At 67.4% G+C, this 21,934-nt stretch carries 19 protein-coding genes; 10 read left to right on the forward strand and 9 right to left on the reverse strand.

Annotated features, from left to right (window positions below; all coding sequences use genetic code 11):
• Window positions 1-8 precede the first annotated feature (8 nt).
• The 4 genes from ACFVVM_RS05705 to ACFVVM_RS05720 all read left to right on the forward strand — a co-directional run bounded on the left by ACFVVM_RS05705 (window position 9) and on the right by ACFVVM_RS05720 (window position 4,545).
• Window positions 9-1,001 (forward strand): nitrilase-related carbon-nitrogen hydrolase, encoded by a 993-nt coding sequence (locus tag ACFVVM_RS05705; RefSeq protein WP_387616762.1) that lies wholly within the window; start codon window positions 9-11, stop codon window positions 999-1,001.
• On the forward strand, window positions 998-2,020 hold the full coding sequence (locus tag ACFVVM_RS05710) for an agmatine/peptidylarginine deiminase (protein ID WP_387613307.1): 1,023 nt from the start codon (window positions 998-1,000) through the stop codon (window positions 2,018-2,020). Before ACFVVM_RS05705 ends, ACFVVM_RS05710 begins: the two co-directional genes overlap by 4 nt.
• Before the next feature lie 144 nt (window positions 2,021-2,164).
• Window positions 2,165-3,013, forward strand: coding sequence for a fumarylacetoacetate hydrolase family protein (locus tag ACFVVM_RS05715; protein WP_387613310.1), 849 nt, complete (start codon window positions 2,165-2,167; stop codon window positions 3,011-3,013).
• Window positions 3,014-3,168: 155 nt separating this feature from the next.
• A complete protein-coding gene (locus ACFVVM_RS05720) occupies window positions 3,169-4,545 on the forward strand; it encodes an APC family permease (protein ID WP_387613314.1) in 1,377 nt (458 codons plus the stop codon).
• Between the two features lie 81 nt (window positions 4,546-4,626).
• Here ACFVVM_RS05720 and ACFVVM_RS05725 read toward each other — a convergent pair whose 3' ends face one another.
• From ACFVVM_RS05725 to ACFVVM_RS05755, 7 genes are all read right to left on the reverse strand, one after another.
• A complete protein-coding gene (locus ACFVVM_RS05725) occupies window positions 4,627-5,424 on the reverse strand; it encodes an ABC transporter ATP-binding protein (RefSeq protein WP_387613317.1) in 798 nt (265 codons plus the stop codon).
• Entirely contained in the window at window positions 5,421-6,470 is a 1,050-nt protein-coding gene (locus ACFVVM_RS05730; protein WP_387613320.1) for an ABC transporter ATP-binding protein, read from the reverse strand. The genes ACFVVM_RS05725 and ACFVVM_RS05730 overlap by 4 nt, the downstream gene beginning before the upstream one ends.
• On the reverse strand, window positions 6,467-7,363 hold the full coding sequence (locus ACFVVM_RS05735; protein WP_387613323.1) for an ABC transporter permease: 897 nt from the start codon (window positions 7,361-7,363) through the stop codon (window positions 6,467-6,469). The genes ACFVVM_RS05730 and ACFVVM_RS05735 overlap by 4 nt, the downstream gene beginning before the upstream one ends.
• A complete protein-coding gene (locus ACFVVM_RS05740; RefSeq protein WP_387613326.1) occupies window positions 7,360-8,307 on the reverse strand; it encodes an ABC transporter permease in 948 nt (315 codons plus the stop codon). The genes ACFVVM_RS05735 and ACFVVM_RS05740 overlap by 4 nt, the downstream gene beginning before the upstream one ends.
• A 1-nt stretch (window position 8,308) precedes the next feature.
• The gene (locus ACFVVM_RS05745; protein WP_387613329.1) at window positions 8,309-9,820 is read right to left on the reverse strand and encodes an ABC transporter substrate-binding protein; all 1,512 of its coding nucleotides are present in this window, start codon (window positions 9,818-9,820) and stop codon (window positions 8,309-8,311) included.
• Between the two features lie 203 nt (window positions 9,821-10,023).
• On the reverse strand, window positions 10,024-11,004 hold the full coding sequence (locus ACFVVM_RS05750; protein WP_387613331.1) for a nitrilase-related carbon-nitrogen hydrolase: 981 nt from the start codon (window positions 11,002-11,004) through the stop codon (window positions 10,024-10,026).
• Complete coding sequence (locus tag ACFVVM_RS05755; RefSeq protein WP_387613333.1) at window positions 11,001-12,071, reverse strand: agmatine/peptidylarginine deiminase; 1,071 nt, start codon at window positions 12,069-12,071, stop codon at window positions 11,001-11,003. Before ACFVVM_RS05755 ends, ACFVVM_RS05750 begins: the two co-directional genes overlap by 4 nt.
• Window positions 12,072-12,265: 194 nt before the next feature.
• Here ACFVVM_RS05755 and ACFVVM_RS05760 point away from each other — a divergent pair, with 194 nt between their 5' ends.
• Together ACFVVM_RS05760 and ACFVVM_RS05765 are read left to right on the forward strand one after the other, a co-directional pair.
• Window positions 12,266-13,630: a flavin monoamine oxidase family protein gene (locus ACFVVM_RS05760; RefSeq protein ID WP_387613336.1), complete on the forward strand. Its 1,365-nt coding sequence runs from the start codon at window positions 12,266-12,268 to the stop codon at window positions 13,628-13,630.
• Between the two features lie 173 nt (window positions 13,631-13,803).
• Window positions 13,804-14,454 (forward strand): TetR/AcrR family transcriptional regulator, encoded by a 651-nt coding sequence (locus tag ACFVVM_RS05765; RefSeq protein ID WP_387613339.1) that lies wholly within the window; start codon window positions 13,804-13,806, stop codon window positions 14,452-14,454.
• A gap of 61 nt (window positions 14,455-14,515) precedes the next feature.
• Here ACFVVM_RS05765 and ahpF read toward each other — a convergent pair whose 3' ends face one another.
• Window positions 14,516-16,135, reverse strand: a complete 1,620-nt coding sequence (gene ahpF, locus ACFVVM_RS05770; protein ID WP_387613342.1) for an alkyl hydroperoxide reductase subunit F — start codon at window positions 16,133-16,135, stop codon at window positions 14,516-14,518.
• A 5-nt stretch (window positions 16,136-16,140) separates the two neighbouring features.
• A complete protein-coding gene (ahpC, locus tag ACFVVM_RS05775) occupies window positions 16,141-16,704 on the reverse strand; it encodes an alkyl hydroperoxide reductase subunit C (protein ID WP_387613344.1) in 564 nt (187 codons plus the stop codon).
• A 355-nt stretch (window positions 16,705-17,059) separates the two neighbouring features.
• On the opposite strand from ahpC, the gene ACFVVM_RS05780 reads away from it, so the two are divergent.
• The 4 genes from ACFVVM_RS05780 to ACFVVM_RS05795 all read left to right on the forward strand — a co-directional run bounded on the left by ACFVVM_RS05780 (window position 17,060) and on the right by ACFVVM_RS05795 (window position 21,925).
• Window positions 17,060-18,274, forward strand: a complete 1,215-nt coding sequence (locus ACFVVM_RS05780) for a PucR family transcriptional regulator (RefSeq protein ID WP_387613347.1) — start codon at window positions 17,060-17,062, stop codon at window positions 18,272-18,274.
• Window positions 18,275-18,414: 140 nt separating this feature from the next.
• Window positions 18,415-19,863 (forward strand): dihydrolipoyl dehydrogenase, encoded by a 1,449-nt coding sequence (gene lpdA, locus ACFVVM_RS05785; protein ID WP_387613349.1) that lies wholly within the window; start codon window positions 18,415-18,417, stop codon window positions 19,861-19,863.
• Between the two features lie 12 nt (window positions 19,864-19,875).
• Window positions 19,876-20,922, forward strand: coding sequence for a pyruvate dehydrogenase (acetyl-transferring) E1 component subunit alpha (gene pdhA, locus ACFVVM_RS05790; RefSeq protein ID WP_387613353.1), 1,047 nt, complete (start codon window positions 19,876-19,878; stop codon window positions 20,920-20,922).
• A gap of 19 nt (window positions 20,923-20,941) precedes the next feature.
• Entirely contained in the window at window positions 20,942-21,925 is a 984-nt protein-coding gene (locus tag ACFVVM_RS05795) for an alpha-ketoacid dehydrogenase subunit beta (protein WP_387613355.1), read from the forward strand.
• Window positions 21,926-21,934 lie beyond the last annotated feature (9 nt).

Below are 21,934 nucleotides of genomic sequence, written 5' to 3' on the forward strand. Positions count from 1 at the left end.
CACGACCGATGAAGGTGTCGACCGCTCTCACCGCGCCGCCGTCCCCTGCCCGCTTCGTCGACCGAACCCGCCCGCCACTGCGGGTCGCTCTGGTGCAGCACCGGTGGCTGCCCGATCCCGGCGCGCTGCGGGCGGCGTTGGCCGGCGGCATCGCACAGGCTGCCGAGCACGGCGCCCGGGTGGTGTTCCTGCCCGAGCTCACGCTCTCGCGATACCCCGCCGACGTGCGGGCCACCGGCACGCCGGGCGAGCACGCCGAGGACCTGCTGACCGGCCCCACCTTCGCCTTCGCGGCGGCGGCGGCGAAGGAACACGGCGTGGCCGTGCACGCCTCGCTGTACGAGCGCGCCGACGGCCCGGACGGGCTGGGGTTCAACACCGCGATCCTGGTGTCGCCGGCAGGCGAGTTGCTCGGCCGCACGCGCAAGCTGCACATCCCGGTCAGCGCCGGCTACTACGAGGACACCTACTTCCGTGGCGGCCACGCCGACGAGGCGTACCCGGTGTATCGACCCGCTGAGCTGGACGGCGCGGCCCTCGGGCTGCCGACCTGCTGGGACGAGTGGTTCCCCGAGGTCGCCCGGATGTACTCCCTCGGTGGCGCCGAGATCCTCGCCTACCCGACCGCCATCGGATCCGAACCCAGCGTCCCCGACTTCGACACGCAGCCGCTGTGGCAGAAGGTGATCGTCGCCAACGGCATTACCAACGGCACGTTCATGGTGGTGCCGAACCGCTGCGGTGACGAGGGCGGCGTGCACTTCTACGGGTCGTCGTTCATCTCCGATCCGTACGGCCGGGTACTCGTCTCGGCACCCCGCGACGAGGAGACCGTCCTCGTCGCCGACCTCGACCTGGAGCAACGGAAGGACTGGCTCGACCTGTTCCCGTTCCTGACCACCCGTCGCCCGGACACCTACGGCCGCCTCACCGAGCCGGTCGAGCACGAGCGTCCCTACGGCGAACTTCCCGCCCTGTCGTCGGCGATGGTCCGCTCATGACGTGGCGGATGCCGAGCGAGACCGATCCACAGGAGCGCGTGTGGATGGCGTTCCCGCCGCTGGGTTCCTCGATCAGCGAGACCGCCGAGGACGCGCACGAGGCCCGCACCACATGGTCGAGCGTCGCGCACGCCGTCGCCGAGTTCGAACCGGTGACGATGGTCGTCGACCCCGCCGACGCCGCGGTGGCCCGCCGCTACCTGTCCGCGCACATCGACCTCGTCGAGGCGCCGCTCGACGACGCGTGGATGCGCGACATCGGGCCGACGTTCGTGCTCGGCGAGGACGGCCGGCTCGGCGCGGTGGATTGGGTCTTCAACGGTTGGGGGCAGCAGGACTGGGCCACCTGGGGAAAGGATCAGGCGATCGGCGCGGCGGTCACCCGCTGGTCCGGGGCGGATGCGGTGTCGTCGTCGATGGTCAACGAGGGCGGCGGGATCCACGTCGACGGACGGGGCACTGTACTGGTCACCGAGACCGTGCAGCTCGACCCGTTCCGCAATCCCACGATGTCCAAGGCCGACGTCGAGGCCGAGTTGGCGCGCACCATCGGCGCCGACAACGTCATCTGGCTGCCGCGTGGACTGACGCGTGACTCGGAGAAGCTCGGTACCCGCGGGCATGTCGACATCGTCGCCACCATCCCTGCGCCCGGCGTGGTGCTCGTCCACGTCCAACGCGATCCCGCGCATCCCGATCACGCCGTGAGCCGCGAGATCCTCGAGGTGCTGTCGGCGAGTGTCGACTCCGGTGGTGGCCGGTGGGAGGTGCTGGAGATCCCGGCGCCGGTCACCTTGCGCGACACGGAGGGCTGGGTGGACTACAGCTACGTCAACCACCTCGTGGTCAACGGTGGCGTCATCGCCTGCGGCTTCGACGACCCGAACGACGACGAGGCCCGCGATGTGCTGGCGGCGGCCTACCCCGGCCGCGAGGTCGTCACGGTCGACGCCCGGCCGATCTTCGCGCGCGGCGGTGGAATCCACTGCATCACCCAGCATCAGCCGAGGTCCAGCTGAGGCACTGCGCGGTGTGCTGGCATCGGCCGTGTATTCGACGTTTGTCGAGTCTTGACTAAAATATTAGTCAAGCTATGATCGGTTGCGCGTTCACCCGTACCGGATCCGGCGAAACCTCCACCTCGAGCGGCGACCGGCGGCGAGATGCCACCGGTCGCCGCTCGAGCCGACGCCTCCACGCAGGACGGAACAGCGAAATTGAAGATCGTACGTTTTTCCACCGCCGACACCAGGACCCCGAGATGGGGTCATCTCGTCGGGGGAGACATCTTCGTACTCGACGGCGACCCGTTGGTGGGGCCCGTCCAGGGCGCCGGCCGCGTGCCGACTGCCGCTGTGCGGCTGCTCGCACCGCTGGCGCGACCATCGAAGGTGGTGGCACTCGGGCGGAACTACGCGTCGCACGTGGCCGAAATGGGTTGGCACGCCGGTGAACAGCCCGTGGTGTTCCTCAAGCCGCCATCATCGATCGTCGGGCCCGGAGATCCGATCTGCCTGCCGCCCGAGAGCGCGCATTGTGAGGCCGAGGGCGAGCTCGCGGTGGTCATCGGGGCGCGGGGCCGCCGGATCCCGGCCGCGGACTCGTCGCGGTACATCTTCGGCTACACGGTCGCCAACGACGTCTCGGCCCGCGATCTGATGGTCGATGACGGCCAGTGGTCACGTGCCAAGGGCTACGACTCGTTCTGCCCCCTCGGCCCCTGGATCGATACCGACTTCGACCCGACCGCCGTCGGCATCACCACCGTGATCGACGGCGACCTCGTGCAGCGGGGAAACACCGCGGAGATGCGCATCGGCGTGCCCGAGTTGGTCGCCCACGTCTCCCGGTCCTTCCGCCTGGAGCCGGGAGATCTGATTCTGACCGGAAGTCCCGCGGGCCGGCGAACGCTGCGGGAGGGAATGGTCGTGTCGGTCTCGATCGATGGACTGGGGACGCTCACCAACCCCGTTGTCGAGGAGTCGAACATCGGCGAGCCGGCGCTGTCCTGAGCGCTGTGAACCTGTACGGACCGGCGGAATCCCGGTGCGAGATTTCGACACTCTGGCTGGTGCGGCCGGATGCGGTGGGCTCACACAATTGTCCCGGGCCACACGGTGACCCGCATCACAGCACGCTGCTTCGCCACTGAGAGTGAGTTACGACGATGTCCGCATCTGAAACGTTACGCGGGAACGCGACCCCGGTCCCCGGCGACAACCACTCCGGTGGTGCCCACTTGCGGCGAGTGCTCGGATTGCCGTCCTTGGTCCTGTTCGGCCTGGTCTACATGGTGCCGCTCACCATCTTCACCACGTACGGACTGATCACCGACCTGACGGGTGGCCGACTGCCGACCACCTACCTGATCACCCTGGTCGCCATGCTCTTCACCGCGTGGTCCTACGGTGCGATGGCCAGGGCCTACCCACTGGCCGGGTCGGCCTACAGCTACACGAGCAAGTCCTTCGGTGGCAGCGCGGGCTTCGCCGCGGGGTGGTCGCTGCTGCTCGACTACCTCTTCCTGCCGATGATCAACTACCTGCTCATCGGTCTCTACCTCAACGCGCAGTTCCCCGCCGTGCCCGCATGGGTCTTCGTGCTCGCGGCGATCGCTGTCGTCACGATTCTCAACGTCGTGGGCATCAGCAGCGTCGCGAAGGCCAGCGGGCTGATCGTTACCGTCCAGGCGATCTTCGTCGTCGTGTTCATCGCGATCTCCATCGCCACGATCATGCGCCGAGGCGGTCCCGATCTGCTGGCACCGTTCACCGGGGCCGGTGGCGAGTGGGCGCCGCTCTTCGCGGGCGCCGCGATTCTGTGCTTGTCCTTCCTCGGTTTCGACGCCGTGTCCACGCTCGCGGAGGAGACGCGCGACCCGACCCGCAACATCCCGCGGGCGATCATGGCCACCACGGTCATCGCCGGTCTGATCTTCGTGTCGCTGTCCTACGTCGGTCACCTCGTGTTTCCGAGCCACGAGTTCGCGGATGTCGACTCCGGTTCGCTGGACGTGATGACCAGCGCGGGCGGCAACTTCTTGGCGGTGTTCTTCACCGCTGCCTATATCGCGGGCTCACTCGGATCCGCGCTCACGGCGCAGGCATCGGTGTCGCGCATCCTCTACTCCATGGGACGGGAGGGTGTGCTTCCGCGCAATGTGTTCGGCCGCATCTCGATGCGCTTCGGGACGCCGGTGATCGCTGTGCTCATCGTCTCGGTGATCTCGCTGTTCGCGCTCGTTCTCGATCTGACGACGTTGGCGTCCATGATCAGCTTCGGCGCACTCGCCGCCTTCTCCGCGGTCAACCTGTCGGTGATCAAGCACTACGTCATCGACCGTCAGCGCAAGGGCCGCAACGACATCGTCCTGTACGGCATCCTGCCGACCATCGGTTTCGCGCTCACCGTCTGGCTGTGGACGAGCCTGTCGGCGACCGCCTTGGTCATCGGCATCGGTTGGCTCGCTGCGGGTCTCGCGATCCTGGGCGTCCTGACTCGCGGATTCCGCCGCCCGCCACCGAGTTTGAACCTGGAGCACTGACGGAAGGCCCGACCTCATCGGGCCCGACATGCGCCAGCGCCGGCCACCCCCTCATCGGTGGCCGGCGCTGGTCGGTGGAGGTCAGTTGGTCTCGGGCGCGGGCCTGCGTCGCGGAGTCCACCCCTGGCGGGGCACGCTGTCGAGCAGCGCGCACGTGTAGGGATGTGCCGGATCCCGGAGCAGGGTGTCGGTGTCGCCGCTCTCGACGACGCGTCCGCCCTGCATGACCAGGCACGAGTCGGTCACCTGCCGAACGACGCCCAGGTCGTGGGTGATGAACAGGTACGAGATCCCGGTGGTGTCCCGAATGTCGTCCAGCAGATTGAGAATCTGTGCCTGGATGGAGACATCCAAGGCCGCGACGGCCTCGTCGAGCACGAGCACCCGGGGATTGGCGGCCAGGGCGCGGGCGATGGCGACGCGCTGGCGTTGGCCACCGGACAGGTGCCCGGGCATGGACGCGAGCAGGCGGGCATCGAGGGAAACCATGTCGGCCAGTTGCTGGATCCGGTCGATACCAGACATCGCCGCGGACGCGTGCAGGCGAACAGCTTCGGTGAGTGTCTGCAGCACTGTCCGGTGCGGGTCGAGACTCGTGTACGGGTCCTGGAACACGATCTGGGCCTCGCGTGCCCGCGCGCGTCGGGCGCGGGTCGAGTGGGAAGGCCGTGACCGATCGTTGCCGCAGCAGACTATGCGGCCCGCTGTCGGCTGCTCCAATCCGATGATCATGCGGGCCACCGTCGTTTTTCCGGAGCCCGATTCACCGACGATCCCGATCGAGGACCCGGCGGCGAGTTCGAAGGACACGTCCTCGACCGCGGTGAACGTACCGAAGGTCTTGCGCAGGCCGGAGACCCGCAGGGCTGGCTCGGTCATTCGACGTCTCCTCGCAGGCGCGGCCCGAGCTCGTCGGCGCGCAGGCACCGCACCGCGTAGCTGGACTCGATGGTCAGGGGCACCGGTCCAGATGCCGTGCAGCTCGATTGCTGGAACGGGCACCGTGGTCCGAATGCGCAGGTGTCAGCCGCTTCCCAGGCCCCGATGGGGTGGCCCGGAATCGCGGCGAGTCTCGACTTCGGTCGCTCGAGATCGGGGCGGGCGGCGGCGAGTGCGGCGGTGTAGGGGTGGCGCGGATCGTGGTGCAACGCCACGGATTCCTGCGATTCGACGATCTGACCCGCGTACATCACCGTCGTGCGGTCGCAGACCGCGGCGGCGAGATCCAGATCGTGGGTGATGAACAACAGTGCGACGCCGGCGGCGTGCCGCAGTTCGTCGAGGATCGCCATCACCTCCGACTGCGTCGTCACGTCGAGGGCGGTTGTCGGCTCATCCGCGAGGATGAGCTTGGGCTCGCCGAGCAGGGCCGCGGCGATCATCACCCGCTGCAGCATTCCGCCGGACAGGTCGCCCGGGTACTGGCGCATTCTGCGCGCGGTGTCGGTGATACCGACCTCGGAGAGCATCTGCTGTGCGCGTTGGGTCGCCTGCTGCCGGTCGACATGGCCGACAGTGCGCAACTGTTCGGTGAGGAAGTCACCGATCCGGCGCACCGGATTGATGTAGGCGCGGGGATCCTGGAAGATCACAGCCATCTCGGAGCGGACGCGGCGCAACGATTCACCGCGCAGTCCGAGCAGGTCGTGGCCGTCGAACCGGATGGTGCCGGTGGCGGTGGCCCGATCGGGGAGAAGCTGGGCGATGGTGCGCGCCGTCATCGATTTTCCGGCACCGGACTCACCGACCAGCGCGAGCGCTTCGCCTCGCTCGATCGTCAGCGAAACATCGCGCAGCACTTGCCGCTTGGCGCCGTTGACCTCCAGTGTCAGGTTCAGCCCGTCGACCTCGACGAGCGGCCCGCTGTACTCGAGCGGACTCCTGGTGGCCAGGTTGACCCCGGCGTGGGGTACTGAGGTGATCATGAGCGTTGCCTGTCCTGCCTGTCGTTGAGGCGTTCGCCGAGGATGTTGAACGAGATGATGACCAGGACCAGGGCTGTGCCGGCGATCAGTGCTTCGGCGGGAAAACCCTGGAGGACACCGGTTTGGCCCTCCGACACCATGACGCCCCAGTCCGCCTGCGGCGGCGTGACTCCCAATCCGAGGAAGGAGACCGCAGCGAGATCGAGTGCGGCCCAACCGAACAGGATGGTGGCCTGGGCGACGAGCAACGGCGCGATGTTGGGTAGGAGGTGCCGGACGCCGATGGACCAGGCGCTACTGCCCTGCACTTCGAGTGCCTCGATATAAGGCAGCGACCGTTCGGCCAACGCCACGCCTCGCATGAGCCTGGCGACATACGGTGTGTAGGCGACGGACAAGGCCAGCGCGGCCGACCACTGACTCGGGCCGAAGACCGCGGCCGCGAGGACCGCCAGGAGCAGCCCGGGGAAGGCGAAGACCAGATTCGACCCCGACGAGATGACGCTGTCGACCCATCCGCGCCGCCACGCCGCGATCACGGCGAGCGCCGTTCCCGCGGTGATCGACACCACGACGACGATGAGCGCGCCGAGCATCGATGAGCGCGCACCGACCAGCAACCGAGACAGCAGATCTCGGCCCTGGGAGTCGAAGCCCAGTGGATGCGCGGGAGTCGGTCCGACGAACGCGTGCGAGAGGTCGCTCTGGTTCGGGGGAAACGGTGCGAGCAGTGGTCCGAAGATCGCGAGCAAGGTCGCCACCGCGATGATCGCCGCGCTCGTGTAGCCGATCCACCCGACACCGCGCAGGCTCAGCGCCTGCCATCGGCGCGTCCGCGGGGTGGCCGTGACGACCGTGCTCGGAACCGGGGCATGCCCGGTCGCGGCGGTCATGCCGCGGCCGTTCCGAGGCTGACCCGGGGGTCGAGCACCGCGTAGAGAAGATCGACGATACTGTTGACGATCACGAACGCCACCACCATGAGCAGCGAAATAGCCTGCACCACTGCGAAATCCCTGTTCTGTGCGGCGGTCACCAACGATGAACCCAGCCCGTTGAGGTTGAACGCCTGTTCCACGATCGAGACCAAGACGATCAGCGAGGCGATGGTCAGGCCGGTGACCGTGGTGACCGGGATGGCGGCATTGCGCAGGATGTGCCTGCGTAACACGATCGCCGGTGGCAGACCGCGGCTGATCGCGGTCTGCACGTGCTCGCGTTTGGACTCCGCCCGGACCGAGGTGCGGGTGATCCGCGCGACGAGTGCCAGCGACGAGCACGCCAGGGCGATGGCGGGCAGCGTCAGATGCTCGAGCTGACCGACGAACCCGGTGCCTTCGCCGAGCGCCGGAAACCACTGCAGTTGGACCGCGAAGACACTGATCAGGGCGAGCGCCGCCACGAACGAGGGAATCGCGGCCAGCAGGGTGGTCGCCAGCAGCGCCGAGGTGTCGACCCAACCGGGCTTCAGTGCGCTCAGAACACCGATGCCGACCCCGACGATCACGATGATCAGCGAGGTGTACACCACCAGGGAGATGGTCGTCGGTGTGCGTTCGGCGATCAGCGTCGACACGTCCTGCCTGGTCCCGATGGAGTATCCGAGGTCGCCCTGCAGGGCGGAGGTCAGCCAGTGCCAGTAGCGCACCGGCAACGGATCGTCGAGGCGATAGCGCTCGGTCAGGATCGCCCGCGCTTCCGGGGTGATCTGCCGTCCGCCTGTGAGCACGGCGATGGGGTCACCGGGCGCGAGGTACATGGCGGCATAGATCACGATGCTCGAGACGAACAGCGTGGCGAACAGGAGCGCGCCGCGGCGGAGGAGGAAACGTCCCATGTCATTCCCCCCGCCCGAGCCTGGCCAGCCACGGTGCCTGCATGTAGCCGAACGAGGAGGGAGCACCGGTCAGCGTGCGGTCGAGTGTCAGGAACGTGGGCGGATGGACCACCGGAATCCACGGCAGGTCCTGCATGACCAGCTGGTCGGCCTCGACCGTGGCCGCGGCCCGCAGCGCGGGATCGGCCTGCGTCCGGGCCCGCTCGAGGGTCGCGGAGAGTTCTGGATTGCTGTAGCCGGAGTAGTTCTGCACGCCGGCGGGCTCCACATAGCTGGCGATGAGTGCGGCCGGATCGGCGTAGTCCCCGTAGGTCGTGGTGCTGAAGGCGTCGACGTCCTTCCTGGCCTCGGGGTCGGTGAAGAAGTCGATGTAGTTCTGCGGGGACACGTTGTGCAGGCTCGCCTGCAACCCGATCGAGTTGGCCGCTTGCATCCACGCGTTGGACACGGTGTTGACCGTCGCGAGTCCGGTGGAGGTGCCGATGACCAGTGACTTGCCTTCGGCGCCTGCTTCGCGGATGAGTTCCTTGGCCTTCTCGAGGTCGGGCGTCGGATCGGCCGCGTTGTTCCACGCCGCGGTGAAGGTCTCCTTGCCGAATCCCCACGTTCCCGGATTCGTGGACATCCGCGGACTGACGGCATTGCCGCCGTAGACCGCGTTGTTGAAGCTGTTCCTGTCGAATGCCAGTGACAGTGCCTGGCGAACCCGCAGGTCGCCGAGAACGCCGGTGAGGTCGGCGGGAATGAAGAACTGGGTCTCGAGCGACGGGCCGAGATGGATGGCGACGTTGCCCGTCTGCTGCAACTGCCGAAGCGTCGAGGTGTCGGTCAGCCAGGATCCGTCGATCTCACCGGTCGACAGCCCGGTGGTCAGGGTGGCGGTGCTGGAGATCCCGCGGAATTCGAGTTGCTGGGTGAGCGGTTTCAGCGACGGATCCCAATAGTCGGGGTTCTGCGTGACCCGCAAAGGTTTTCCGGGTGTCCACTCCGCCAGTTCGTACGGGCCGGTGCACATCGCCCCGCCGGCCGGCGTGCCGTAGGCCTGTCCCTTCTCACGGGCATACCGTTCCTGGATGACCATGCCGGCCATCGAGGACAGTTCGCCAGGGAGCCAGTAGTCGGGACTGCTGAGATTCAGGGTGATCGTGTCGGATCCGTCGATCTCGATCGAGGTGACCCGGTCGAGGACGGTGGCGTAGAAGCCTCCCGTCGCCGGATCCAGGTTGCGTTCCAGGCTGAAGGCGACATCGGCGGCGGTCAACGGCTGTCCGTCCCAGAACGTGACGCCGCTGCGGAGCTTCATGACCAGGGTGGTCGGTGTCGCGAAGTGGTACTCACTGGCCAGTCCGGGCCCGATGGTGCCGTCCGGCTCCTGGCGCAGCAGTGCTTCGCACATCGTCGAGACGACGGTGTTCTCGGGATAGTCGAACGCGGTGGCCGGATCGACGGTGGTCGGATCCCGGTACAGCGCCCAGGTCACGCTGTCCACCGGCCCGGCGGCCGCATCGGTCATCGAGGGAAGGTCTAGGAACTGTGCGCTGGATATGGTGGTCACGGCTGTTTCCGGCCGTCCGCCACACCCCGCCAGTACTGCCGTCGTACACGCGGCAGCGAGAGCCACGGCCTTCTTTGTGGTGCTGTGCATTTTCGTCCCTCGGGATGGATGGGCTTTCTCGGTGAGCTCGTGCGAGCCGCCGGGGGTGGATGAGTGGCTTGTCAGGCCTCGGTGGAACTGGCGGTCAGGGCGGTGTAGCTGGTCGGCTGCCGAGTGTCGAGCAAGCCGAACGTGAGCCAGTCCCGGCGCTGATCGAGGTCGAGATCCGCCACGAGCACGGTGTCGCGGTCACGGGGTGCTTGGACGATCGTCCGCCCGTACGGGTCGGAGATGAAGGACGAACCGTAGAAGGTGATGCCGTCCTCGTGCCCGATTCGGTTCACCGCGACCATGAAGGTGGCGTTGGCGAGACCGTTACCCGCGATCATCTGGTGCCACATCGGCTGGGTGTCGAATTCCTTCAGGTCGGGGTCGCTGCCGATGGCCGTCGGATAGACGAGAATCTCCGCGCCGTGCAGCGAGTAGACCCGGGCCAGTTCGGGGAACCACTGATCCCAGCAGGTGGGGAATCCGAATCGCCCTTCTGCGGCGGTCACCACCGGGAACCCGCTGTCGGCCGAATCGAAGTACCGGTCTTCGTGATAGCCGGGGAATTCGGGGATGTGCAGTTTGCGCGTGCGGGCGAGCACATCGCCGGCGGGGGAGACGAGGATCGCCGTGTTGTACCCGCGGCCGGTGTCGCTGTGTTCGTAGAGCGAGGCGTGGACGTGGACGTTGTGCCGGGCCGCGAGCTCCCGCGCGAACTCCGTCGTCGGTCCACCGGGAATCGGTTCCCGATGGTTGGCCGCGTCGGGGTTGTCGGGGACGGTCGCGAAGTAGGGGCTCAAGGTCAGCTCCTGCAGACACACCACCTGGGCGCCCAGCGCCGCCGCGCGAGCGATGCCGGATGCGAGTACGGCGCGGTGCTCGTCCGGATCGGCGTGCCAGGAGGTCTGCACGGCGCCGACCCGGATCGGGGTCCTCGTCCCGGGTTCCACGCGAGCGGGGGAGGGCAGCGGTGCGTCGATCGCGGTGGCGATCACGAACTCACCGTCGAACTCGACCCGCTGACCGAGCGCGCCGTCGACGTGGGTCTCGCTCATCGGTTCACCCCTTCGGTGCCGGCCGCCACGACCTGCTGGGTGATGCAGTGCACGCCGCCGCCGCCGTAGGCGACGACATTGCCGGGCACGCCGACCACTTCGCGATCGGGGAAGGCCCGCCGCAAGGTCGCCAGGGCGAGGTCGTCGAGCTCGTGCTCCGCGATCGGCACGATCACGCCACCGTTCACGATGTAGAAGTTGGCGTAGGCCACCATCGTCTCGGTGCCGTCCGGCAGGGTCTGGACCGGGAACTCGGGGAGTTCGAGAATCTCGAACCGGCGGCCGGCGGCATCGGTGGAGTCGCGCAGCACCTTCAGGTTGGCGGCCATCCGGTCGAAGTCGGGCAGGGACGGATCCTCACAGGTCTGGGCGATGACGACGCCGGGCCGCACGTAGGTGCAGACGCCGTCGACGTGCCCGTCGGTGTGGGTGTCGTCGAAGTGGCCGTACGGAAGCCAGATCACCTTCTCGATGCCCAGCCGGCGCCGCAGCTCGTCCTCGATGTCCGCGCGCGACATCGAGGGGTTGCGGTTCGGATTGAGCAGGCACTGCTCGGTCGTGATCAGCGTCCCCTCACCGTCGACCGTGATCGCCCCGCCCTCGAGGATCATGTCCGATGCCCGCCGCTCGATCCCGAGTGCCGCAAGCACCCTGGCACCGATCGATGCGTCCTGGTCGTACGGCAGGAACCGCTCGCCCCACGAGTTGAAGCGGAAATCCGCCGCGGCACGCCGCCCGCCCTGGTCGAGGACGGTGAGCGGACCGGAGTCCCGAATCCAGGAGTCGTCGATGCCCAGCTCCATGATCTCCACCGCGCTGTTGCACGCCGCGCGGACCTCGTCGGCCTGGCCGGGGTTGGTGATCATGAGGACGGGCTCGAAGTTGCTGATCGCGTTGGCCGTGGCCGCGTACTCCGCCTTCGCCTCGGCGAAGTAGGGGCCCCACAGGCTTTCGCGGGTCGGCCACGCCATGAGGGTTCGCTCGTGGGGTGCCCATTCGGCAGGCATCCGCCAGGGAGTCGAAGGGTGGGTGATGGGTTCGTTCTGGCTCTTCGAGATCGGAGTCATGAGAGGATCGTCACACTAACTAAAAAATTAGTCAAGATAGAATTCGGTATTCCGACCCCTCCCGCCGAACTGGCGATCGACGGGAGGGGGCATGTGCCGAAATGGCACGGGTGCGATCGTGATCGGGCCCACATACTGGAACAGCAACCTCCGGGCTATCCGGAGACCCTCGAATAACCGGTTAAGGAGCTCTCGTGGCTGTCATCACTCGTGACGTCGTGATCGTGGGTGCTGGACCATCCGGCCTCACCGCTGCGGCGGAACTGCGGAAGTCCGGCCTGACGGTGTCGGTACTGGAGGCCCGCGATCGGGTCGGCGGCCGCACCTGGACCGGCGACATCGATGGCGCGATGATCGAGATCGGCGGACAGTGGCTGTCCCCGCACCACACCGCCGCGCTGGAGATGGTGCGGGAACTGGGGCTGGAGACGTTCTCCCGGTACCGCGAGGGCGAATCGGTCTACCTGGCCGCGGACGGCACCCGGCAGCAATTCGTCGGCGACGTCTTCCCCGCCCCCGCCGAGACCGCCGACGAGATCGCCCGGCTGATCACGCTGCTCGACGAGCTGGCGGCCGAGGTGGGCCCGCAAGACCCCTGGGCGCATCCGCAAGCGGCGGAACTGGATTCGGTGCCGTTCAGCATCTGGCTCGAGCGTCAGTCCGACAACGAGTACGCGCGCGAGACCGTGTCGTTCTACGTCGCCGGCGCCATGCTGACCAAGCCCGCGCACACCTTCTCCGCCCTGCAGGCCCTGCACATGGCCGCCGCGCAGGGCTCCTACACCGCGTTGGCCACCGACACCTTCATGCTCGACAAGCGGGTCATCGGCGGAATGCAGCAGGTTTCGCAGCGTCTGGCCGCAGCCCTCGGCGAGGACGTGCATCTGAACGCACCGGTCCGCCGTATCCAGTGGTCCGACTCGGGGGTGTCCGTCTTCGCCGACGGCGACATCGAGGTGCGCGCGGGTCGCCTGGTGCTGGCAGTGCCGCCGAACCTGTACGCGGGCATCAGTTTCGATCCGCCGCTGCCGCGCCGCCGCCATCAGATGTATCAGCACATGTCCTTCGGCTTCGTGGTGAAGGTGCACGCGGTGTACGAGACCCCCTTCTGGCGCGCGAAGGGTCTGTCCGGCACCGGTTTCAGCGACACCGACATGGTCTCGGAGGTGTACGACAACACCAACCACGGCATGGACAACGGCGCCATGGTCGGCTTCATCGCCCACGAGCAGGCCGACGCCTACTTCGCCATGGGTCCCGCCGAACGCAAGCGGGCCGCGCTCGACTGCCTGGTTCGCTACCTGGGCCCCGAGGCCGCCGACCCGGTCGTCTTCTACGAATCCGACTGGGGCTCGGAGGAATGGACGCGCGGCGCCTACGGTGTCAGCTTCGACTTCGGCGGCCTGACCCGCTACGGCCACGATCACCGCGACCCGATCGGGCCCATGCACTTCGCCTGTTCAGACCTCATCGGCGATGGCTTCCAGCACGTCGACGGCGCGGTCCGCATGGGCAAGGCAGCCGCTGCCGCCATCGTGGCGCAGCACAGTCCGGTCTGAGCCGGGCAGTGGTTCATGGGCCGCGGACGATGTCCGCGGCCCATTGCGCGTCTTGCCCCTATGTCCGCCGGCCAGCAGGAGGTTGTCCCGGAATGGCTGATACGCCAGCGGTTTCGACGGCGTGGGCTCGACCGTCGACTCGGGTGCGGCCGGCACCGAAGGCGGAGCGCATCGTGGACGAAGCGATCGCGCTCATGGACGCCGACGGTGCCGACGCCCTGACCATGCGGGCGCTCGGGCGGCGGCTGGGGGCGGGGACGACTTCGATGTACCGGCACATCGCCAACCGGCAGGAACTGCTCGAGCTGGCGGTGGATCGGGTCTACGGCGAGGTTCACGTTCCCGGCTGCGACGGACCCGCGCAGTGGCGGGACGCGATGAGCGCGTGTGCGTGGAGCATGCGCGCGATGGTGCTGGCGCACAGCTGGATCGCGACCGCGCTACCCGGTGTGGGACTGCACTGTCCTGGCCCGAATGTCCGGCGCCTCGTCGATGAGTTGATCGCGGTCTGCGACGCCGCTGGATTCCCGGCCGACGAGATCGACAGCGCCATCTCGACCGTGCTCGGATACGTCGTCGGCATGGCGGTCGCCGAGACCGGCCGGCTGGCGCAGGTTGCGCGCAGTGGTTGTTCGGAGCAGCAGTTGGTCGATCGGGCGAGATCGCGGCTCGACTGTTCCGCCGGATCGAATCACCCAACCGGGGAGTCGATCTCGGCGCGTGGACAGGCCGAGATCCGGGCCGCCACGTTCGGGTACGGGCTGGAGCGCGTCCTGGACGGGCTGTCACCGAGGTTCCCGCAGGGTTCACCTCGGGCACGATGAAAGGTTGCCGTGCGCACGATGCGGTCCATCGTGCGCACGGCCTCGGCCGGTGCCTCCCGCGCTATGGCAGAACGGCAACCTTCGACCGCGCGGCAGGCTCGCCCTGGCTGTTCTCCTCATCCGGCGTCGAGGTGCGGATCAGATGGTCGAACGCGCCGAGCGCCGCTGTCGCTCCGGCTCCCGCGGCGACGATGATCTGTTTGAACGGGGCCGTGGTGCAGTCGCCCGCCGCGAACACGCCGGAGGCGGACGTGCGCCCGTGATCGTCGATGACGATCTCGCCTCGGGGGGTGAGATCGACGGTGCCGGAGAGCCATTCGGTGTTGGGCAGCAGGCCGATCTGCACGAAGACGCCGTCCACCGCGACGGAGTGCCAGGTCTCGGTCGTGCGGTCGGCGTAGGTCAGGCCGGTGACTTTCGCGCCGTCACCGACGACCTCGGTCGTCTGCGCGCTGAGCAGGATCTCGACGTTGGGCAGGCTGCGGAGCTTGCGTTGCAGGACCTCGTCGGCGCGCAACTCGGCGTCGAATTCGACCAGGGTCACGTGGGCGACGATTCCGGCGAGGTCGATGGCGGCTTCCACACCGGAGTTGCCGCCGCCGACCACCGCGACCCGCTTGCCCTTGAACAGGGGGCCGTCGCAGTGCGGGCAGTAGGTGACGCCCTTGTTCCGGTACTCGGTCTCGCCGGGAACGTTCATCGACCGCCACCGCGCTCCGGTGGACACGATCACGCTGCGCGAGAGCAGCCGCGCACCGCTCGCGAGCTCCACCTCCACCAAGCCCTGCGCCGTGGCGGCGGGGGTCAGTTTCGCGGCGTTCTGCGTGTTCATGATGTCGACGTCGTACTGGCGAACATGGTTCTCCAGCTCGGCGGCGAACTTCGGGCCCTCGGTGTAGGGGACCGACGCGAAGTTCTCGATGCCCATGGTGTCGAGCGTCTGGCCACCGAAGCGCTCCGCCACGACGCCGGTGCGAATTCCCTTCCTGGCCGCGTAGATCGCCGCGGTGGCGCCGGCCGGTCCGCCGCCGACGACGAGGACGTCGAAGGGATCCTTCTGCGAGATCGCGGCGGCGGTGCGTTCGGCCGACCCGGTGTCGAGCCGGCCGACGATCTGCTCGAGCGTCATCCGTCCGGAGTCGAACGGCTCACCGTTGAGGAACACCGTCGGCACTGCCATGACCTGACGGCTTTCGACCTCGTCGGGGAACAGGGCGCCATCGATCGCGATGTGCTCGATGTTGGGGTTCAGCACGCACATCAGGTTCAGTGCCTGCACGACGTCCGGGCAGTTCTGGCAGGACAGCGAGAAGTAGGTTTCGAAGGAGTAGTGCCCTTCGAGATCGCGCACCTGCGCGAGCAGCTCCGCCGCCTCCTTGGAGGGGTGGCCGCCGACCTGGAGCAGCGCGAGGACCAGGGAGGAGAACTCGTGTCCGAGCGGGACGCCTGCGAAGCGCACCTCGATGTCGGTGCCGGTGCGACGGATGACGAACGACGGCCGGCGCGGGTCACTGCCGGTCCGCTCGTGCGTGACCAGATCCGACAGGCCCGCGATCTCGTCGAGGAGTTCGGCGAGTTCGGTGGACTTGGCGCGGTCGTCGAGGGTGGATACCAGCTCGATCGGCTGAGTCAGCTTCTCGAGCAGTGTCTTCAATTGGCGTGCGAGCGCGGTCTCGAGCATGCGAGTCAGATCTTGCCGACGAGCTCGAGCGACGGGGCGAGGGTGTCGTCGCCTTCCTCCCACTTCGCCGGGCAGACCTCGCCCGGGTGCGAGCGCACGTACTGCGCGGCCTTGACCTTGCGGAGCAGTTCGGCGGCGTTACGGCCGATGCCCTCGGCGGTGACCTCGGTGAACTGGATGACGCCGTCCGGGTCGACCAGGAAGGTACCGCGGTCGGCGAGGCCCTCGTCCTCGCGCAGCACCTCGAAGTCGGTGCTGATCCGCAGGGTCGGGTCGCCGATCATCGCGTACTCGATCTTGCCGATGGTGTCGGAGGACGCGTGCCACGCCTTGTGGGTGAAGTGGGTGTCGGTGGAGACGGAGAAGACCTCGACGCCCAGACGCTGCAGCTCCTGGTAGTGATCGGCGAGATCGCCGAGCTCGGTCGGGCAGACGAAGGTGAAGTCGGCGGGATAGAAGAAGAAGATCGCCCACTTGCCCTTGATGTCCTCGTCGGAAACCGTCACGAAGGCGCCGTTTTTGAACGCCTCCGCGGCGAAGGGCTTGATCCTCTTGTTGATCAGCGACATGAACTGGCCTCATTCCGAACGGTGGTGGGTTGTCGGTTCCGAAGCTATCGACCGTTCATTGATAGAACTAATCAAAACTGGCTCATTGATTGATAGTGCTAGCCAATAAGGGCTGCCTGCGTTTCTGGAATCGATCAAATTTCCGGCGGAAATGTGACAGACGACTCACCTCAGGGCCCGGCCGTCGGTGGCGATCCGGCATCGCGCTCTCGACGGCGGAAGTCGCATCTTCCCAAGTCAAAGGACATTCCGGCACGACCGCACCGTCGAGATTCGCCATCCGGGCGTTTCGCATCGGCCAGGCTTCGCCGGATAATGACTCCGATTCCAGTGCCGATTCGCAAGGACCTTCCCCATGCCCGCTGATGACCGTAGGGTGACGACACCCGAGCGTGCCGGTCCCTCGGTGCGCACCCGACACCTGGCGGCGCAGTGCCGAACGGAACTCCCGACGTTGACGCGGCGCCTGCTGGCCGCGATCTTCACCGACGTGCCGGAGTGGACGGACTACTCGCCGGTCAGCCGCGACGATCTGGACACCGCGTGCCGCCGCTATCTGGGCCGGGTGCTGGATCTGCTGGCCGATGACGTCACCCTGCTCGACCGCGACGACGTCGCGGCGGCCATCGGTCGCAACCGCGCGGTGCAGGGTGTGCCGTTGGAGGTCATGCTGCGGACCTTCCGCCTCGGTGGTCAGGTGGTCTGGGAGGCGATGCTCGACAAAGGCAGTGAGCTGCCTCCGGCGGAGTTCCGCGAGGTCGGGGTGGCGACCTGGTCGGTGATCGACCGGATGTCCTCGACGCTCGTCACGTCCTTTCGCACCACCGAACTCGAGCGGGTCCGGCACGACGAGCGGCTCCGCCAGGCGCTGATCGAGGACTTGCTGGCGGGTCGCGCGCAGGAAGCGGCGGTCGCGGCACGGGCCACGCGCGAGCTGAATCTGCCGGCTCACGGTGGCTACCTGGTGGTCGTATGCGGCGACGATACGACAGTGGAGTTCGGCACCGAGGCGGCATTGGCGGCCGTCGGCATTCGGTCGGTGTGGCACGACCGGGTAGGAACCGTCGTCGGCTTGATCGCCTTGGAGCAACGCGACAGCACCCCTGTGCTGGAACATGTTCGGAAGCGGGTTCGAGGTCGAGCGGGAGTGTCGCCGGTCGCGGCGGGACTCGCCGACATCGACACCGCGTACGCACTGGCCGAGCTCACCCTCGACACCTTGACTTCGACAGAACAGGGCTTGGTGTCGCTGGACCAGCGGTACCCCGAGGCCCTGCTGCTGCGATCTCCGGACCTGACCAGGTCGATGACCGAGGACACGCTCGGCCCGGTGCTGGAGCTGCCCGCGAAGGAACGCGAGGTGCTGTTGCACACGCTGGCGGTCTGGTTGGCGGAGAACCGGTCCGCGGCCAACGCGGCGCCGCGGCTGCACTGCCATCGAAACACCGTGATCAACCGGTTGCAGCGGGTCTCGGCGCTGCTGGGCCGGAGCCTGGAGGGGCAGCGGTCCTATCTGGAACTCTCCCTCGCGCTGGCTGCCATGGACCTGGTCGCGACGACGCCGGACTGATTGGGCGCTGCGCCCATTTCCCGGCATCGAATTCTGGGCTGTCGGCAGATTGTTCGGGCATCGACCGATCGCGAGACTCGATTGATGGCCCGCCGCATCCGGCCGGGTCGATGTGAACGTCGAGCTGAGGAGCACCACGAGTGCCGGAATTCGATCTCTTGGTGATCGGTGGCGGGCCGGGCGGATATGTCGCCGCGATCCGGGCCGCGCAACGTGGCCTGCGGGTGTGCGTGGTGGAGAAGGAGCGGCCCGGCGGTGTCTGCCTGAACTGGGGTTGCATCCCCACCAAGGCGATGCTCCGTTCGGCAGAGGTATTTCAGACCGTCACCACCGCGGCCGAATTCGGAATACACGCCGAGAACGTCCGCTACGACTTCGCCGCCGTGCGCGCCCGCAAGGACGCCATCGTCAAGGAATTGACCGATGGTGTCGCGAGCTTGCTGCGGGCCAATGGAGTGACGGTGATCGAGGGACACGCGCGTTTCACCGGGCCGACCACGGTGGAAGTACTCGAGGTCGGCGCCTCGCCGGTGTTCGACGGCGGCCCCCGATACGCCGCCGCGCCGGGAACCCGGGTCCGCGAGGTGAGTGCGCGCGACGTCATCGTCGCCACCGGTTCGGTGCCGGCCGACCTACCGATTCCGGGTGCCGACCTGCCCGGTGTCGTCACCTCCGACGGAGCCTTCGGCCTGACCGAGGTGCCGCAGAAGCTGGTGGTCATCGGCGGCAGTGCGGTCGGAGCGGAATGGGCGAGCCTGTTCGCGGCCTTCGGCAGCCAGGTCACTGTGGTGGAGATGCGGGATCGACTGGTTCCCGCGGAGGACGAGGAGATCGGTCGGGCGCTCGGTCGGTCGTTCACCGAGCGTGGCATCACCGTACTCACGGGCGCCACTGTCACCGCCATCGCCGACGGGTCTCCGCTGCGGGTGTCGGTGAGCGGTCCGCAGGCCGGGGATCTGGCCGCTGACGTGGTACTCGTCGGGGTCGGGCGAAAGCCCAACACCGGACAGCTCGGTCTCGACATCGCGGGAATCGCCACCGACACCAGAGGTTTCATCGAGGTCGACGATCGACTGCGAACCGGTGTCGAGCACGTGTCCGCCATCGGGGACGTGACCGGACGGGCATTGCTGGCCCATGTCGCCTCACACCAGGGGCTCACCGCCGCGGACGTGATCGCCGGACACGATGCTCGCATCGACTATTCGGTGATCCCCGCGGCGACGTTCACCCACCCGGAGATGGCGAGTGTCGGCCTCACCGAGGCAGCCGCGCTCGCAGCTGGCCACCAGGTGACGGTCGCGAAGTTTCCCTTCGCGGCACTCGGCCGGGCCAGGACGTTCGGTGAGACCGAGGGATTCGTCAAGATCGTCGCAGGCCGGACCCACGGAGAAGTGCTCGGGGTCCACATCATCGGCCCGTCGGCCAGCGATCTGATCGCCGAGGGCGCACTGGCGATCTCGCTGGAGGCCACCCTCGACGAACTGGCCGACACCATTCACGCCCACCCCACCCTGGGCGAAATCGGCATGGAGACCGCGATGGCCGGTCTGGGGCTGCCGGTGCACATCGCCCCGCGCAAACGCTGAGGAGTTCGACCGATGACCGTGCCAGCCACGACCGAATCTGCCATTGCCGCAGCCGATCCCGACACTCTCCGCAAGCTCTACCGCGACATGCTGTTCGTGCGGCGCTTCGAAGAACGTACCGCGCAGAGCTACCAGCAGGCCCGGATCGGTGGCTACTGCCACCTCAATCTGGGCGAGGAAGCCACCGTGGTCGGCGTGGGCGCGGCGATGCGCCCCACCGACTACCTGTTCACCAACTACCGCGAACACGGCTACGCGCTGGCCAAGGGCATCGAACCCGGCCGGGTCATGGCGGAGCTCTATGGTCGCTCGACGGGGACCTCGAAGGGCTGGGGTGGATCGATGCACATGTATGACACCGCAACCCGGCTACTGGGTGGCTACGCCATCGTCGGTGGCCAGATTCCCCTCGCCATCGGAGCGGCGCTCGCCATCGACTACCAGGGCGGCGACGACGTCGTCGTCTGCCAGATGGGGGAGGGCACCACGAACATCGGCGCCTTTCACGAGTCGCTCAACATCGCCGCGCTGTGGCGGCTTCCGGTCGTGTTCCTGGTGATCAACAACCACACCGGGATGGGTACGACGGTCGAGAAGTCCTCCGCCGAGCCGGATCTGTGGAAGCGCGCCGCCGCCTACCGCATGCGCGGTGAGCGGGTGGACGGCACGGATGTGCTGGCCGTGCGCGACCTCGCGAGCGAGCTCATCGAGGACGCGCGCCGCGAAGGAAGGCCCGCGTTGCTCGAAGCGGTGAGCCATCGGCTCAAGGGGCACTCCGTGGTTGACCCCGCGAAATACCGTGCCGGCGGCGCGGTCGCCCTCGCACAGGCCAACGATCCCGTCGTGCTGTGGCAGAACCGCCTGCGGGAAGCCGGAGTACTGACCGACCATGCCCTCGCGACCATCGAGCGCGACGTCACCGCGGGTGTCGCCGCCGCCGTCGAATTCGCCGAGTCGAGCCCGCATCCCGATCCCGCCACCCTGTTCGACTACAACTACGCCACCCCGGTGCCGGGCGACTCGCACCGGCTGCCCGCCGACCCGCTCTTCACTCACTGAGGACTGCCCTGTGCCTGTCATGACCTATCGCGATGCGCTGCGCGAAACCCTGCGCGAAGAGATGCGGCGCGACGACGACATCTTCCTGATCGGTGAGGAGATCGGCGTCTTCGAAGGCTCCTACAAGATCACCGCCGGCCTGCTCACGGAGTTCGGGGAGAAGCGAGTTCGCGACACCCCGATCGCCGAGGAGGGTTTTGTCGGCGCCGCGATCGGTGCGGCCATGCTGGGCCTGCGCCCGGTCGTCGAGATCATGACGATCAACTTCTCGCTGCTGGCGCTCGATCAGATCGTGAATCACGCCGCCAAGATCTATGGCATGTTCGGCGGGCAGACCAACGTACCGATGGTGATCCGAACCCCGGGTGGTGGCGGCCAGCAACTCGGTGCCACGCACTCACAGAACATCGAGCTGTACTACGCCTTCGTGCCGGGGTTGAAGGTGGTCGCGCCCAGCACACCTGCCGATGCGCGGGCACTGCTCAAGGCCGCGATCGAAGACGACGATCCAGTCCTGTTCCTGGAGAATCTCGCCCTCTACAACACCAAAGGTGAAGTACCCGAAGATCTTCCGCCCATCCAGATCGGCAAGGCGGCGGTCACCAGGGAAGGCGCCGACATCACGTTGATCGGTTACTCCCGCATGGCCACCGTCGCCACCCAGGTCGCTGAACGCCTGGCCGCGGAGGGCATCTCCGCCGAGGTGATCGACCTGCGCAGTCTGCGTCCGCTCGATCGCGACACCGTGGTGGCGTCCGTTCGCAAGACGGGCTGCGCGGTCGTCGGTGAAGACGACTGGCTCACCTATGGCATCGGTGCGGAGATCGCCGCCTCGATCTCGGACGGAGCGTTCGACTACCTGGATGCCCCCGTCCGTCGGGTCGCGATGGCCGAAGTGCCACTCCCATACGCCAAACCGCTGGAGAAACTGGCACTGCCGTCCGCGGATTCCCTCTACACCGCGGCCACCGAAACCCTCGCTGCTGTCGGTCGACGGCGCTGAGAACCGGGA

Origin of the sequence: Nocardia sp. NPDC058176 (genome assembly GCF_042883805.1) — a bacterium.
Taxonomy (GTDB): domain Bacteria; phylum Actinomycetota; class Actinomycetes; order Mycobacteriales; family Mycobacteriaceae; genus Nocardia.

Coding starts and splice junctions, on each gene's coding strand:
- ACFVVM_RS05705 (WP_387616762.1), top strand. CDS start 9: ATGAAGGTGTCGACCGCTCTCACCGCGCCGCCGTCCCCTGCCCGCTTC.
- ACFVVM_RS05710 (WP_387613307.1), top strand. CDS start 998: ATGACGTGGCGGATGCCGAGCGAGACCGATCCACAGGAGCGCGTGTGG.
- ACFVVM_RS05715 (WP_387613310.1), top strand. CDS start 2,165: ATGCCACCGGTCGCCGCTCGAGCCGACGCCTCCACGCAGGACGGAACA.
- ACFVVM_RS05720 (WP_387613314.1), top strand. CDS start 3,169: ATGTCCGCATCTGAAACGTTACGCGGGAACGCGACCCCGGTCCCCGGC.
- ACFVVM_RS05725 (WP_387613317.1), bottom strand. CDS start 5,424: ATGACCGAGCCAGCCCTGCGGGTCTCCGGCCTGCGCAAGACCTTCGGT.
- ACFVVM_RS05730 (WP_387613320.1), bottom strand. CDS start 6,470: ATGATCACCTCAGTACCCCACGCCGGGGTCAACCTGGCCACCAGGAGT.
- ACFVVM_RS05735 (WP_387613323.1), bottom strand. CDS start 7,363: ATGACCGCCGCGACCGGGCATGCCCCGGTTCCGAGCACGGTCGTCACG.
- ACFVVM_RS05740 (WP_387613326.1), bottom strand. CDS start 8,307: ATGGGACGTTTCCTCCTCCGCCGCGGCGCGCTCCTGTTCGCCACGCTG.
- ACFVVM_RS05745 (WP_387613329.1), bottom strand. CDS start 9,820: ATGACCGATGCGGCCGCCGGGCCGGTGGACAGCGTGACCTGGGCGCTG.
- ACFVVM_RS05750 (WP_387613331.1), bottom strand. CDS start 11,004: ATGAGCGAGACCCACGTCGACGGCGCGCTCGGTCAGCGGGTCGAGTTC.
- ACFVVM_RS05755 (WP_387613333.1), bottom strand. CDS start 12,071: ATGACTCCGATCTCGAAGAGCCAGAACGAACCCATCACCCACCCTTCG.
- ahpF (WP_387613342.1), bottom strand. CDS start 16,135: ATGCTCGAGACCGCGCTCGCACGCCAATTGAAGACACTGCTCGAGAAG.
- ahpC (WP_387613344.1), bottom strand. CDS start 16,704: ATGTCGCTGATCAACAAGAGGATCAAGCCCTTCGCCGCGGAGGCGTTC.
- ACFVVM_RS05780 (WP_387613347.1), top strand. CDS start 17,060: ATGCCCGCTGATGACCGTAGGGTGACGACACCCGAGCGTGCCGGTCCC.
- pdhA (WP_387613353.1), top strand. CDS start 19,876: ATGACCGTGCCAGCCACGACCGAATCTGCCATTGCCGCAGCCGATCCC.
- ACFVVM_RS05795 (WP_387613355.1), top strand. CDS start 20,942: ATGACCTATCGCGATGCGCTGCGCGAAACCCTGCGCGAAGAGATGCGG.